Origin of the sequence: Aliivibrio fischeri, from assembly GCA_038993745.2 — a bacterium.
GTDB lineage: Bacteria > Pseudomonadota > Gammaproteobacteria > Enterobacterales > Vibrionaceae > Aliivibrio > Aliivibrio fischeri_B.
In genome coordinates this window covers 1,974,355-1,988,341 of record CP160629.1, presented here as the reverse complement: position 1 = coordinate 1,988,341, position 13,987 = coordinate 1,974,355, and the positions used below count along the sequence as shown (strand labels likewise).

General features: G+C 38.5%; 14 protein-coding genes. 10 read left to right on the top strand and 4 right to left on the bottom strand.

Translation table 11 applies throughout. The features are described 5' to 3' along the window. Window positions 1-102: 102 nt before the first annotated feature. Window positions 103-1,275 (top strand): MalY/PatB family protein, encoded by a 1,173-nt coding sequence (locus AAFX60_009630; GenBank protein XDF76987.1) that lies wholly within the window; start codon window positions 103-105, stop codon window positions 1,273-1,275. Window positions 1,276-1,338: 63 nt separating this feature from the next. Here AAFX60_009630 and AAFX60_009625 read toward each other — a convergent pair whose 3' ends face one another. Further along, window positions 1,339-2,232 (bottom strand): DMT family transporter, encoded by an 894-nt coding sequence (locus tag AAFX60_009625; protein ID XDF76986.1) that lies wholly within the window; start codon window positions 2,230-2,232, stop codon window positions 1,339-1,341. An 88-nt stretch (window positions 2,233-2,320) separates the two neighbouring features. Between AAFX60_009625 and AAFX60_009620 the strand changes: the two genes are divergently transcribed. Both AAFX60_009620 and AAFX60_009615 read left to right on the top strand, forming a co-directional pair. Further along, window positions 2,321-3,106 carry a helix-turn-helix transcriptional regulator gene (locus tag AAFX60_009620; GenBank protein XDF76985.1) on the top strand — a complete coding sequence of 262 codons (786 nt, stop codon included), beginning with the start codon at window positions 2,321-2,323 and terminating at the stop codon, window positions 3,104-3,106. A 164-nt stretch (window positions 3,107-3,270) separates the two neighbouring features. Then, window positions 3,271-4,068: an alpha/beta hydrolase gene (locus AAFX60_009615; GenBank protein XDF76984.1), complete on the top strand. Its 798-nt coding sequence runs from the start codon at window positions 3,271-3,273 to the stop codon at window positions 4,066-4,068. A gap of 57 nt (window positions 4,069-4,125) precedes the next feature. On the opposite strand, the gene purU is transcribed toward AAFX60_009615, so the two are convergent. Next, window positions 4,126-4,959: a formyltetrahydrofolate deformylase gene (gene purU / locus AAFX60_009610; GenBank protein XDF76983.1), complete on the bottom strand. Its 834-nt coding sequence runs from the start codon at window positions 4,957-4,959 to the stop codon at window positions 4,126-4,128. 235 nt (window positions 4,960-5,194) lie between these two features. Between purU and AAFX60_009605 the strand changes: the two genes are divergently transcribed. From AAFX60_009605 to rnd, 7 genes are all read left to right on the top strand, one after another. Further along, window positions 5,195-7,153 (top strand): ATP-dependent DNA helicase, encoded by a 1,959-nt coding sequence (locus AAFX60_009605; GenBank protein ID XDF76982.1) that lies wholly within the window; start codon window positions 5,195-5,197, stop codon window positions 7,151-7,153. 7 nt (window positions 7,154-7,160) lie between these two features. Then, window positions 7,161-7,862, top strand: a complete 702-nt coding sequence (gene tsaB / locus AAFX60_009600; GenBank protein ID XDF76981.1) for a tRNA (adenosine(37)-N6)-threonylcarbamoyltransferase complex dimerization subunit type 1 TsaB — start codon at window positions 7,161-7,163, stop codon at window positions 7,860-7,862. 59 nt (window positions 7,863-7,921) lie between these two features. Further along, window positions 7,922-8,221, top strand: a complete 300-nt coding sequence (locus AAFX60_009595; GenBank protein ID XDF76980.1) for a chromosome partitioning protein ParA — start codon at window positions 7,922-7,924, stop codon at window positions 8,219-8,221. A 71-nt stretch (window positions 8,222-8,292) separates the two neighbouring features. Further along, a complete protein-coding gene (locus tag AAFX60_009590; GenBank protein ID XDF76979.1) occupies window positions 8,293-8,844 on the top strand; it encodes a Slp family lipoprotein in 552 nt (183 codons plus the stop codon). 6 nt (window positions 8,845-8,850) lie between these two features. Further along, window positions 8,851-9,720 carry an alpha/beta hydrolase gene (locus AAFX60_009585; GenBank protein XDF76978.1) on the top strand — a complete coding sequence of 290 codons (870 nt, stop codon included), beginning with the start codon at window positions 8,851-8,853 and terminating at the stop codon, window positions 9,718-9,720. 185 nt (window positions 9,721-9,905) lie between these two features. After that, window positions 9,906-11,588: a long-chain-fatty-acid--CoA ligase FadD gene (gene fadD, locus AAFX60_009580; GenBank protein XDF76977.1), complete on the top strand. Its 1,683-nt coding sequence runs from the start codon at window positions 9,906-9,908 to the stop codon at window positions 11,586-11,588. A gap of 128 nt (window positions 11,589-11,716) precedes the next feature. After that, window positions 11,717-12,838, top strand: a complete 1,122-nt coding sequence (rnd, locus tag AAFX60_009575) for a ribonuclease D (protein XDF76976.1) — start codon at window positions 11,717-11,719, stop codon at window positions 12,836-12,838. Between the two features lie 70 nt (window positions 12,839-12,908). Here rnd and minE read toward each other — a convergent pair whose 3' ends face one another. After that, window positions 12,909-13,172, bottom strand: a complete 264-nt coding sequence (minE, locus tag AAFX60_009570; protein ID XDF76975.1) for a cell division topological specificity factor MinE — start codon at window positions 13,170-13,172, stop codon at window positions 12,909-12,911. 2 nt (window positions 13,173-13,174) lie between these two features. Further along, window positions 13,175-13,987: a septum site-determining protein MinD gene (gene minD, locus AAFX60_009565; GenBank protein ID XDF76974.1), complete on the bottom strand. Its 813-nt coding sequence runs from the start codon at window positions 13,985-13,987 to the stop codon at window positions 13,175-13,177.

Below are 13,987 nucleotides of genomic sequence, written 5' to 3'. Positions count from 1 at the left end.
GTTGTTAATCTATGTTTAGATTGGTATTCATTGCGGAGTTTATTTAACTCCGCTTTTTCTTTTTGTTTCTATTTCTGGTTTGTTTTTTGGGAGTATTTATCTATGTTCAATTTCTCTGAACAAATTAATCGTAAAGGCAGTTACTGCACTCAATGGGACTATGTTGAGGACCGATTTGGGGAGGCGGATTTGCTTCCATTTACTATTTCGGATATGGATTTTGCAGCACCACCTGCTGTGATTGAAGCCTTAAACTCTCGTATCAATCACCCTGTGTTTGGCTATAGTCGATGGAATCACAGTGATTTTAAAAATGCGGTTACCTATTGGTTTAAGAGCCGTTTTGATGCTGAATTTAATGATGAGCATTTAGTGTATGGCCCTTCCGTTATTTATATAGTCTCTCAATTAATACGTGAATGGAGTCAACCGAATCAAGGGGTGATTATCCATACTCCTGCTTATGATGCTTTTGACAAAATGATTTTAGGGTTAGGACGTACAATCGTCGCCAATAAGTTAGAAGCAACGGACTCTGGTTATCAGATTAATTGGGAGCAATTTGAAACACAGTTAGCGGATCCAAATAATACGATTTTGCTTCTATGTAGCCCGCATAATCCAACGGGAAGGGTTTGGACATCTGCAGAATTAACTCGTATGGCTTCGTTGTGTCAAAAGCATAATGTGGCAGTGATTAGTGATGAGATCCACATGGATGTTTCATTTAAGCCTCATACGCCTTGGCAGGGTTTTGGTACAGGGGAACGTTGGGCGTTAGTCAGTTCAGCATCAAAATCATTTAATATCCCTGCACTAAATGGAGCTTATGCATTTATTGCAGAAGAATCTGCACGAGATAACTACCTGTTTAATCTTAAGCAAGTGGATGGCTTATCATCACCATCGATCCTTGGTGTTATTGGTTTAATGGCGGCGTATCAAAAAGGAGCGCCTTGGTTAGACGAATTAAAAACCTATCTTTATGAAAATCATCATTATGTTGCACAAACCTTAGCAGAACAGTTACCGAGCGTTGGTTACCAAATTCCAGATGCAACTTATCTTGCTTGGATTGATCTCTCTTCGCTTTCTATTGATATGAATAAACTAAATCAGTGTCTTATTAAGAAACATAAGGTAGCGATAATGCAAGGGAGTACCTATGGTGAGGTTGGGAAATATTTTGTCCGTTTGAATTTAGGTTGTCCAAGAGAAAAAGTAGAAAAAGGGCTTATGGCGCTGATTTCTGCGGTTAAAGAGTTGACTGAATAAAAGTGATGCACCTCTTTATATTAGAGGTGCATATTCTTTGATAATTGCTTGTGCTGCCTGAAATTAAACAACTTTTTCTGAGAGTGCAGTTTGCATTGATGTGATTTTTACTTGAGCCAAGAGTAAGCCAATAAGTACAGCACTTCCTCCAATTAAGTGATACCAAGTTGGAACTTTACCCAGAAAAATAAAGCTGACTATTACAGTAAATACAGGCACTAAATTCATAAATAGCGTAGCTTGTGAAGATCCAATTCTTTGGACGCCTTGCAGCCAACACCATGGTGCAATAACAGAAGCAAAAGCGGCAGCAAATAGAACCATAGGTAGTGCGGTATGGTTGATCATATAAGAGTCACTTGTTAATAATAAAGGTAACTGAAGTGCAGCGCCAATAACGACTTGGCAAAAAACGGAAGTCCAAGGTGCCAACGGAAGTTTCCATTTATTAAGTAAAACGGAATATAAAGCATAAGCCAAACTTGAGATAAACATTAAGCCATCACCTTGTTTTATTCCATTTGATAATAAGCTCATTGGGTTTCCTTCACTTAGCATATAAATAAGCCCTGAAAACGAAATGATAGCGCCAATTAACGCTTGTTTTTTAAGTTTATTACCTAATAAAGGAACGGCTAGGAATAATCCAAATAAAGGCATCAGTGATAAAAAGACAGCAATGTTGGTTGCGCTTGTTGTATGAGCGGCGTAGTAAGCAAGGCATTGGTTTAGCACCATACCTAATGAAGCCAGTATGGTTAACTTACCTAAGTGAGCTTTAATCTGTTGCCTTTGTTGCCATACAGGTTTTATACAAAAAGGCAGCAAGATAAATATAGCAAAAAACCAGCGATAGAATGCGATAGCACCAGGTTCGATTGCCTCTGTTGCGAGTTTACTTATCACGGCATTCGTTGCCCAGATAAATACGGCTGTAATAGGAAAGAAGATAGTCATAAAAACCTCTATCAGAAATAGTTGATAGAATTGTCACATCAATAGCGAGCAGAGTTGTATGCCATTTAGGACACCTAACATAGCGAACATGACAGATAAAAAATTCTTGCCTCAATTAGATGAAAGCCTGCCAACGGATGTGTTTTTTCATTATTTTTTTCTTGAGGCAAAAACAGAAACGTTATCGCATTCACATCCTTGGGGTCAGTTACATTTGATTAAGCAAGGGCGACTTGAAATGGAAGTGGATAAGCAAAAAATGTTTTGTCCTGCCAATTATGCGATTTGGACGCCAGCGCATTTATTGCATCGTGCGTTTAATCATAATGATGTTGAATATTGTGCGATTAATATTGAATTTGAATTGAGTCAGAAGTTGCCTACTAGCGCTTGTATGTTTCCTTTAACGCCATTATTAAGGGCTATAGTAGATGATCTTGTTGAGCGTCAAACCACAGAAGTTCTTAGCACAGAAGATAAATATTTAAGTCATGTTCTGATAGAGCGTTTATCAAAAACCAATCCAATAGAAAACTATCTTCCTTTTACGGATGATAAATTATTAGCGCCTATTTTAATGCAACTACAAGAAAACCCAGCTGATGATTCAAGTTTAGAAATATGGGCAAAGCGGGTGTTTAGTACTGAAAGAACTTTGGCAAGGCGCTTTCAAAAAGAGTTGAAAATGAGTTTTAATGATTGGCGTCAGAGGGCTAAATTAGCGAAGGCTATGGTGTTGTTAAAAGATGCTATATCAATCAATGAAATTGCATATCAATTAGGCTATAGCCAAGGTTCCTCTTTTATTAAGATGTTTCGTAAACATACGGGAGTAACTCCTGAACAGTTTAGAAAAGAGCAGCAGGGAAAATAGATAACTATAGAGTAATCACTCTTATTGATTTTTATAATCAGATAGTTAGATTATTTTTGTATGAATATATTAATGCTGTGATGGGAAATGCAGTGTGAAGTATTCATCTTCTATTTGAAATGCTATAGTCAATGTTAACGTAAATTTTGAATGAAGTTGAAAGGATGTCTGAGTCTTTATTATTCCATAGAACCTATGAGCATGAATCGAGCTCTAAGTGGGTAGTGTTTGTCCATGGTGCGGGTGGAAGCTCAACAACATGGTTTAAGCAAATCTCTGCTTTTAGAAAGAATTTTAATGTATTGCTCATTGATTTACGTGGTCATGGACGTTCGAACCATTTCTCCCAAATCAAAGAATTCATCAATAAACAGTATTCTTTTAAAGTAGTAAGTCAGGATATTTTAGATGTACTTGATCATCTTAATATTAAATCTGCGCACTTTGTTGGTATGTCTCTTGGTACGATTATTATTCGAAACTTAGCTGAATTAGCACAAGATCGTGTGAGCTCAATGGTATTAGCTGGAGCGATTACTCGTTTTAATTTTCGCTCTCAGTTTTTGATTAAAATGGGCGATATGACAAAGAATATCATGCCTTATATGTGGCTTTATAAGTTGTTTTCTTATGTGGTGATGCCGCAAAAAAGCCAAAAAGAATCTCGACACGTGTTCACTCGTGAGGCTAAAAAATTGTGCCAAAAAGAGTTTAAGCGTTGGTTTAAATTAGCTGCTGATGTGAATCCGTTAATGCGTTACTTTAAAGATAAAGAATTAGCGATTCCAACGCTTTACTTGATGGGTGCAAATGATTATTTGTTTATGAAACCAGTGGAAGAGATGGTGGCAGTACACCAACACAGTCAGCTATTACAAATCCCTGAATGTGGGCATGTGTGTAATATTGATAGACCAAAAGAATTTAATAAATACGCAATAGAGTTTATTGCGGCTCAATAACAATGAATTAAAAATAAAAACGGCGATCATAATGATCGCCGTTTCTTATTTCAGTCTTTAAAGAATAACGGTTTTATTGCCGTAAACAAAAACGTGATCGTTCAATACTTTTGTTAGCGCTTTACTCAATACTGATTTCTCTACGTCACGACCAGCCATTGCCATATCTTCAGCACTAAAGTTGTGATCCACAGGGATAACATCTTGTTTAATGATTGGACCTTCATCTAAATCATTCGTCACAAAGTGTGCGGTGGCACCAATGATTTTTACACCGCGATCATAAGCTTGCTGATAAGGTTTTGCTCCAATGAAAGCAGGTAAGAAACTGTGATGGATGTTAATGATTTTTTTAGGGAATTGAGCAACAAAGTTTGGTGTTAATACACGCATATATTTTGCTAATACAACGTATTCTGGTTCATAAGAGTTAATCACTTCAAGCATTTTCTCTTCATGCTCTTCGCGTGATAGCCCTTCATGAGAAACATAGTGAAAAGGGATATCGAACTTTTCAATGAGGCCGCCTAATACATCGTGATTTCCCACAACTGCAGCAATATCGATATTCATCGCACCAGAATAGGCTTTAATTAGAATATCACCAATACAGTGTGCTTCTTTAGTGACGAGAATAACCACTTTTTTTCGTGGCTCAGTCACCAATTTACGATGACTTCCTGATGGGAGTGCTTCATCAATATCTGCTAGGAAAGTGACATCATTAAAAATGCCCTCTAGCTCTGTTCTCATAAAAAACTGACCTGTTACGTTATCAACGTATTCATTGTTATGAACAATGTTAAGCTGATGTTTGTAACAAATGTTGGTTATTTTTGCTATTAGCCCACGAGAATCAGGGCAATCCGTTAATAGTATTTTCTTTTCCATTTTATCTCTCGTGCTTACATAGTGTAATTATTAATTTTATTCACCTTATTCTTTTACCGATAAAAGAAGGGAGCGTAAAGGAGTTTTTACCATATCAAATCAAAACGCTAAGTGAATTTAGTATTATTAGGAGGGGTAAATTAGCTTCGATTCAGTACAAACTTCCCGTTTAGTTTCTTCTGGTTTCTTGGCATAATCTCTTTCTCTTTTTTATTCACGATGGATATCGGTTGATATGATTGCCAAGATTTTTTCGTCATCAGGTGCATTAGGTAAAGCCATTCCCGGTTTTCAACCTCGTCAACCCCAGTTGGATATGGCTCATGCTGTTCATGATGCAATTAAAAATGGTACTCAATTAGTCGTTGAAGCCGGAACTGGTACGGGTAAAACGTTCGCTTATCTTGCGCCTGCTCTGGTTAGTGGTAAAAAAACCATCATTAGTACTGGATCCAAAAACCTTCAAGAACAACTTTTCCATCGTGATTTACCCTTAATGGTGTCATCTCTTGGTTTTTATGGCCAAGTGGCTTTGCTAAAAGGTCGCTCAAATTATTTGTGTCCTGAACGATTGAATCGCCAATTAATTGAAAGTCATACCCCTCAAGCGGATCCTGAATTACTGACGCAATTAGTTAAAGTGAGAACCTGGTCTTCTGAAACCAAAACGGGAGATTTAGGTGACTGTGAAGCGATTGCTGAAGATAGTCCAATCATTCCTTCTATCACATCAACTAACGATAATTGTTTAGGTAAAGAGTGCCCAAGCTTTGAAGAGTGCTTTGTTGTTAAGGCGCGTAAAAAAGCACTTGATGCGGATGTTGTGGTTGTTAACCATCACTTATTTCTTGCTGATTTGGCGATTAAAGAAACGGGATTTGGTGAATTAATCCCTGAGGCCGATATTTTTATTTTTGATGAGGCCCATCAGCTACCTGATATTGCGAGCCAATATTTTGGGCAAAGTTTATCCAGTCGCCAATTAACCGAATTAGCAAAAGACATTGAAATAGGTTATCGCACTGAAGCAAGAGATATGCGTCAATTGCAAAAAGTGGCAGAACGCTTAGCTGGTGCCGCAATGGATTTGCGTATTATTTTAGGGGATACCAGTTTTAGAGGTAATTGGCGAGAGGCGATAAAATCACAGGCTGTTCAACGTGAAATTTTGCGCATCAATGATGCCTTTGAACTTGCTTATGATGTATTAAAATTGGCCTTAGGTCGCAGTCAATTATTAGATGCCGCTTTTGAGCGATGCACGTTATTGAAAAATCGTTTAGAGCGAGTATGTGATACGACAATAAGTGGTTACTCATATTGGTATGAATGTACTCCAAGACATTTTAGTTTACATATAACACCATTGTCGGTTGCTGATAAGTTTAAAGAGCAAGTGGCAGAAAAAGAGGGGGCGTGGATTTTTACGTCGGCAACGTTAGCGGTTAATGATGATTTCTCGCATTTTACGCAACGTTTGGGGTTAGAGCCGACAAAACAGTTTTCACTACCAAGTCCGTTTGATTATCAATCTCAGGCTTTATTGTGCGTACCTCGATTTTTACCTGAGCCAAATAGCTATGGTGTTGCTCCTAAGTTGGTTGAATTACTGGAACCCGTTATTAAGCAAAACCAAGGTCGCTGTTTCTTTTTATGTACATCACATCAAATGATGAGAGATTTAGCTGAACTCTTTAGGCAAACACTTGATTTACCAGTATTAGTTCAAGGTGAAACCACTAAGCAAAAGTTACTTACAGAGTTTATGGAATTGGGTAATGCATTGTTGGTTGCAACTGGAGCTTTCTGGGAAGGTATTGATGTTAGAGGTGATGCCTTAAGCTGTGTTATCATTGATAAATTACCTTTTACGGCACCTGACGATCCGCTATTAAAAGCGCGTATTGAAGATTGTCAATTAAGCGGTGGGGATGCCTTTTCTCAAGTGCAGATCCCTGATGCAGTGATAACTTTAAAGCAGGGTGTTGGGCGTCTTATTCGAGACACCAAAGATAAAGGGGTATTGGTGATTTGTGACAATCGTTTAGTGACTCGTCCTTATGGCTCGACTTTTTTACAAAGTTTGCCACCAATACCAAGAACACGAGATTTGAAGAAAGTGTCTGAATTTTTAGCACAAACGAATCAGACAGAAATAGAACAAGTAGAACAAAAAGCCATTTTAGAAAATTGAGGCATTAATGAGCGCAAAAATTTTAGCGGTTGATACCGCCACTGAAAACTGTTCTGTCGCACTAATTGTTGACGGAAAAGTCTATTCTCGACGTGCAGTGGCACCGCGTGAACACACCATTAAAATTCTTCCTTTTGTGGATGAAGTATTAAAAGAAGCGGGTGTGCGCTTACAAGATTTAGATGCATTAGCATTTGGCCAAGGACCTGGTAGTTTTACTGGTGTACGTATTGGTATTGGTATTGCTCAAGGTTTAGCGTTTGGTGCCGATTTACCTATGGTAGGCATTTCAACATTAGAAGCAATGGCACAAGCGGGTTACCGATTACATGGTGCTACTCAAGTTGCAGCCTCAATTGATGCGCGCATGGGCGAAGTGTACTTTGGTATGTACCAGCGTAATCAAGATGGTACTTGGACTTATGACGTTGCTGAAACTGTGTCTGCACCAGAGGCATTATCAACGTATTTACCAGAACAATCAGGTGAATGGTTAACGGTTGGTACGGGCTGGGACGCATATACAGAAGCATTGGCAACATTGCCTCTAGAGTGTAAAGCTTCTGATGTGCTTTATCCTGATGCTGAAGATATGGCATTACTTGCACAGCAAAAATTTGAACAAGGATTAGCACTTCCTGCAGAAGAATCAAGTCCTGTTTATGTTCGTGATACGGTGACGTGGAAAAAATTACCGGGACGCGAATAGGTTTTAATATCCAAGCGAGGAGTGAAAACCTCGCTTAGTTGTTTATTCAAAAGGTCATTATGGTATCGATTCAAGGGTTGCCGCCTGCGCTGATACAAAAACAGCAAGCAGTAGGAAAAAAGAGCCAAGTTAAAAAGGCGACTGGAAGTAAATCTCTAGTTGCGCAGCCATCAAAAGTGGCGACTGCTGTAACGACACAAGTTAAACAACTGAATGCATCTGAATATGCGAACTCTCGTGTTCAATATGACTTACCTGAAGGGCGTAATCGTCATGCCATGGAAGAATATATGGAAGTCATGCTTCAAAAGCGAAGAGAGGAACTTGCTCAATTAGTCGGTGTCGATCTCTATATATAACGCTAGCCCATACCTTTATGTAACTCAGATCTTATGTTAATTGGTATGACTTCAATCGTGAGAGGTTCAATATGAAACAAGTTATTTATTTTCTTTCTGTATTATTACTTGTAGGGTGTAGCTCTCTTCCTCAAGAACTTAAATCAACTCAAGCAACGACTCTGGTTGAATATAATGCTTTCTCTGATGCTGCAAATGCTGGGGAAAAAGTGGAAGTACGATTAGGTGGTGTGATTGCTCGCCTTGATAACTTGTCGGATCAAACTCGAATTGAAATTGTAAACCTTCCAATTTCTTCTGTTGGAAAGCCAGATATTTCCGAAGAACCTAATGGTCGTTTTGTTGTGTATGTAAATGGATTTATTGATCCTGTTACTTACGCTAAAGGGCGATTAATTACGGTGATTGGTCAGGCTGATGGTATTGAGCAGGCCAACGTAGGTGAATTTGTTTATCCTTTTCCAGTCATTCAAGCATCGGCCATTCATCTATGGCAAATACAAGAGTATGTAGTGACTAATGATTTGGATATGGACTATATGCCATGCGCTGGTGCTCGTTGTTTTCATCAAAGAAGTCACCTTGAAACCCGTCGTGGCAAAGTGGTACAGGAAGTGAAGTAAACGCTGATGTCATTGTTTCACGAAAGATCACTGCCTCTTTACCATGGTGAAATAGCCTTACTTGAAGTTAAACCTGAACAGGTCGATCAAACGATTCTGTTTTTACATGGTTGGCAAGATAATGCGGCGACGTTTCTTACCACAATGGAATCGTACGCAAAGACGAATCCAACCCACCATTTGATTGCGTTTGACTGGTTTGGGCATGGATTGTCCTCTCATAAAGGTGGGGATAATTTTTATCACTTTTTTGATTATATTGATGATCTTCACCAAGTTATCCTACATTTAAATCAACAATCCGTTATTTTGGTTGGACATTCTTTAGGTGGCTTAATTGCTAGTGCTTATTGTGCTGCTTTTCCAGAGAAAGTATCAGCTCTAATGATGATAGAAGCACTAGGGCCTTTGAGTGAAGATGAGAGCCAAATAACAGATAGATTGCGTCAAGGTATATTAAGTCGTCAGCGTTACCGAAATAAACCGCAAAGAAGATTAAAAGACGCTCAATCGGCTTTAGAGTTAAGAGCTAAAGTTAATCAGTTACCTCAGTCTCTTATTGAGCCGATGGTTTTACGTTCATTAAGAGTAGAATCTGAATATGTTCAATGGACCACAGATGCGAAAGTAAAGTGTGATTCTTTATATCGAATGTCGGAAACACACGCTTTAGCACTATTGGATAAAATTGAATGTCCAGTGTTTGCCGTAGTTGGGCAGAATGGCTATGGTCATTTAAAACAGAAAGAACACAGATATAAATTTATTGCGGATTTTACCTGTTATCACATTAAAGGTGGTCACCATTGTCATTTGGAAAACCCAAATTTAATAAGTGAGCACTTAACCACATTAATTAACACTATTACTACATAAATACTTCACATCTTTAAAAAAAGCCCTCATTCTTGTTTAAAAAAACATCGAATGAATAATTGTGAATAAAAATAGTTGACTAAAATTGTAGAGTAAATAGTCTACACCACAAAAGTGATAGTGATCACTGTCATAGAGTTATTGTCGTACTAGCAATAAGTCACATATAAGAATAGGAGAAAAGCGTGGATAAAGTTTGGCTTTCACGTTACCCAAAAGACGTACCAGCAGAAATTAACCCAGATGAATACACCTCATTAGTGGACATGTTTGAAAAGTCGGTTCATAAATATGCCGATCAACCAGCATTCATTAATATGGGCTCAGTAATGACATTCCGTAAGCTAGAAGAGCGTAGCCGTGCTTTTGCAGCTTACTTACAAAATGAACTGAAGCTTAAAAAAGGTGATCGTGTTGCGTTAATGATGCCAAACTTACTGCAATACCCAATTGCATTATTTGGTGTACTTCGTGCCGGTATGGTTGCGGTGAACGTTAACCCACTTTACACACCACGTGAATTAGAGCATCAACTGAATGATTCAGGCGCAGCTGCTATTGTTATCGTTTCAAACTTCGCTAGTACGCTAGAAGAAGTGGTTGATAACACACCTGTTAAACACGTTATTTTAACGAATTTAGGTGAGCAACTTCCTCGAGCGAAAGGCACTATCGTTAACTTCGTTGTTAAGTACGTGAAGAAGATGGTACCAAAATACGATCTTCCACATGCGACATCTATGCGTAATGCTCTGCGTAAAGGTCGTAGAATGCAGTACATTAAGCCATTTATTGAAAGTGAAGACTTAGCCTTCCTACAATACACTGGTGGTACTACGGGCGTTGCAAAAGGCGCGATGCTAACTCACCGCAATATGATCGCAAACGTAATGCAAGCAAAAGGCGCTTATGGCCCTGTATTGACTGAAGGCCGTGAACTGATTGTTACTGCACTTCCTCTTTATCATGTATTTGCGTTAACGGTTAACTGTTTACTGTTTATTGAAATGGGTGGTCGTAACCTGCTTATCACTAACCCTCGTGATATCCCAGGTTTCATTAAAGAGCTTCAAAAGTACCCATTCACGGCGATTACTGGTGTAAATACATTATTCAATGCATTAGTAAATAATGAAGATTTCCATGAGTTAGACTTTAGTAATTTACGTCTGGCTGTTGGTGGTGGTATGGCTGTGCAACGTGCTGTTGCAGAAAAATGGCAACAACACACAGGTTGTTACTTATTAGAAGGCTACGGTTTAACTGAGTGTTCACCACTGGTAGCGGCATACCCACATGATTTAACGTCATACAATGGTTCAATTGGTCTACCTGTACCATCAACAGAAGTTCGTATGATTGATGATGAAGGTAACGTACTAACTAACGATCAAGTTGGTGAGCTTCAAGTTCGTGGACCACAAGTAATGAAAGGTTACTGGAACCGTGCAGAAGCAACAAAAGATATGATTTGTGAAGACGGTTGGGTGAGTACTGGTGATATCGTTAAATTTGACGATGAAGGTTTCTTACATATTGTTGACCGTAAAAAAGACATGATTTTAGTATCTGGCTTTAACGTTTATCCAAATGAAATTGAAGATGTTGTAGCGCTTCATGGAAAAGTTCTAGAAGTGGCAGCAGTTGGTAAACCGCATCCAACTTCAGGTGAAGTGGTTCGCATTTGTGTAGTTAAACGCGACCCTAGCCTGACTAAAGATGAGTTAGTGGCACACTGTCGTAAACACCTTACTGGTTACAAAATCCCTCGTATTGTTGAGTTCAGAGATGATCTACCAAAAACAAACGTAGGTAAGATTTTGCGTCGTGAACTGCGTGATGAATATAAAGCAGAAGAAAACGCATAATTTAGGTACAATATAGAAATACGATAATGCCAGCCTAATCGCTGGCATTATTTTTATTTATAGAGACAAGATAGCTTAGTTTTACTGAAATTAAGCTATCTTGCCTTGGCATCTATTAAGGAAATACTGTGGAATTTGAAATCGTTACCCAGAGCCAGCGTTTAGCTGAGATCTGTCAGCAGGCAAGCACTAAACCATTTTTAATGTTGGATACCGAGTTTGTAAGAACCCGAACGTTATATGCACGTTTAGGTTTAATTCAAATGTTTGATGGTGAGACATTAGCGCTTGTTGATCCGGTTGAGATTGATGATTTAACGCCTCTTTGGGATTTATTGAAAAACGAATCAGTGACAAAAGTACTTCATGCTTGTGGTGAAGATTTAGAGGTATTCCAACATTACGCTGGTTGTATGCCAACACCTATGATTGATACACAAATCATGGCGGCATTTTTAGGTTATGGACTTTCTACGGGATTCGCTAAGCTGGTTTCTGACTACTTAGGTATTGAATTAGATAAAGGCGAAGCAAGAACGGATTGGATGGCTCGTCCATTATCCGATAAGCAACTTCACTATGCAGCGGCAGATGTGCATTATTTATTGCCATTATTTGAAAAGCTTCAAGCTGAGTTATCTCAAACTCAATGGGAAGATGCGGCTTATCAGGAATCAACACTTGCAGTTAAAAAACGTGAAAAGCAACCTGATGCAGAGAAGGCCTATTTAGATATTAAAAATGCGTGGCAGCTCAACCCTAAACAGTTAGCTATTTTAAAAATGGCTGCAAAGTGGCGTTTAGAAGAAGCGAGAAAGCGTGATTTAGCGGTTAACTTTGTTGTAAAAGAGCTGAGTCTTTGGAAACTGGCTCGATTTGGGCTTCGTAGTAAAGATCAAATGCTTAAAGAAGAATTTGATCCAAGAGAAGTTCAACGTCATGGTGGTAAATTATTACGTTTTACTTACTTAGCCGATGATTTGAATCCCAATGAATACCCTGAACCAGTAACACGTTTAATGGATTACCCAGGCTATAAGCAAATCTTTAAATTACTAAAAGATGAAGTGAAAATAGCTTCGGATAAATCGGGTTTAATGCCTGAGTTTTTAGCATCGAAAAAACAGCTAAATCAATTATTGTCTTGGAAATGGAAAAAGAACGCAGCACCAGAGTTAAAACCTGATGTATTAAAAGGGTGGCGTGGTGAATTATTAGAAGCGCGCTTTATGTCTGTGATTGAAAAGTAGCAGTTCAAAAATAAAAAAAGGTGACTCATGAGTCACCTTTTTAATGCACGTTTAAAACTGTATTGTCAGTTTAATGATCGTCTTCGTCAGGAAGAGTAACATTCAATTCTAAAACCGATAAATCTTCTTCTTTTTGTTCTAAAGAAACAGTAACCATATCAGGATTTACTTCAACATATTTACTGATCACTTTAAGAATATCTTCTTTAAGTTGAGGTAAATATGATGGTGCAGGGCCGCCATTTCGACGTTCTGCAACAATAATCTGTAGCCTTTCCTTAGCTATGTTAGCAGTGGCTTTTTTCTGTGGTCTAAAAAACTCAAGCAATGCCATGCTTAACCTCCAAATAGTCGTTTAAAGATGCCTTTTTTCTCTTCTTCTAAGAAACGGAATGATACTTCTTTACCTAATAAGCGATCGACAGCATCTTGATATGCTGCACCAGCGTTAGACTCTTCATCAAAAATTACTGGAACACCTTTGTTTGATGCGTTTAGTACTGATTGACTCTCTGGAATTACACCTAAAAGTGGGATGTTTAAAATTTCTTCAACATCACCCACACTTAACATTTCGCCTTGGTTTACACGAGCAGGGCAGTAGCGTGTTAGTAGTAGGTGTTGTTTTACAGGTTCTAGTGAGTCTTCAGCTCGGCGTGATTTTGAATCTAAGATGCCAAGAATACGGTCAGAGTCACGAACAGAAGAGACTTCAGGGTTCGTGGTAATAATCGCTTCATCTGCAAAGTAAAGTGCCATTAAAGCACCCGCTTCGATACCCGCAGGAGAATCACAAATAATGAAATCAAAGTTCATTTCGATCAGTTCATCAAGAACACGACGAACACCATCTTTGGTTAATGCATCTTTATCACGAGTTTGAGAAGCTGGAAGGATAAATAAATTCCCTACACGCTTATCTTTAATTAACGCTTGATTTAGAGTTGCTTCACCGTTAATAACGTTTACAAAATCGTAAACAACACGACGCTCACAACCCATAATTAGGTCAAGGTTACGTAAACCAATATCAAAATCGATTACCGCAGTTTTTTTGCCAGCCAATGCAAGACCCGATGCAATTGCAGAGCTAGAAGTAGTTTTACCTACGCCACCTTTGCCTGAAGTCACAACGACAATACGTGCCAT

Bases quoted from the DNA above. Each gene is read 5' to 3' on its own strand.
- AAFX60_009620 (XDF76985.1), top strand. From the start codon at position 2,321: ATGACAGATAAAAAATTCTTGCCTCAATTAGATGAAAGCCTGCCAACG.
- AAFX60_009595 (XDF76980.1), top strand. From the start codon at position 7,922: ATGGTATCGATTCAAGGGTTGCCGCCTGCGCTGATACAAAAACAGCAA.
- AAFX60_009630 (XDF76987.1), top strand. From the start codon at position 103: ATGTTCAATTTCTCTGAACAAATTAATCGTAAAGGCAGTTACTGCACT.
- minE (XDF76975.1), bottom strand. From the start codon at position 13,172: ATGGCATTGCTTGAGTTTTTTAGACCACAGAAAAAAGCCACTGCTAAC.
- tsaB (XDF76981.1), top strand. From the start codon at position 7,161: ATGAGCGCAAAAATTTTAGCGGTTGATACCGCCACTGAAAACTGTTCT.
- AAFX60_009625 (XDF76986.1), bottom strand. From the start codon at position 2,232: ATGACTATCTTCTTTCCTATTACAGCCGTATTTATCTGGGCAACGAAT.
- AAFX60_009585 (XDF76978.1), top strand. From the start codon at position 8,851: ATGTCATTGTTTCACGAAAGATCACTGCCTCTTTACCATGGTGAAATA.
- AAFX60_009605 (XDF76982.1), top strand. From the start codon at position 5,195: ATGATTGCCAAGATTTTTTCGTCATCAGGTGCATTAGGTAAAGCCATT.
- AAFX60_009590 (XDF76979.1), top strand. From the start codon at position 8,293: ATGAAACAAGTTATTTATTTTCTTTCTGTATTATTACTTGTAGGGTGT.
- minD (XDF76974.1), bottom strand. From the start codon at position 13,987: ATGGCACGTATTGTCGTTGTGACTTCAGGCAAAGGTGGCGTAGGTAAA.
- AAFX60_009615 (XDF76984.1), top strand. From the start codon at position 3,271: ATGTCTGAGTCTTTATTATTCCATAGAACCTATGAGCATGAATCGAGC.
- purU (XDF76983.1), bottom strand. From the start codon at position 4,959: ATGGAAAAGAAAATACTATTAACGGATTGCCCTGATTCTCGTGGGCTA.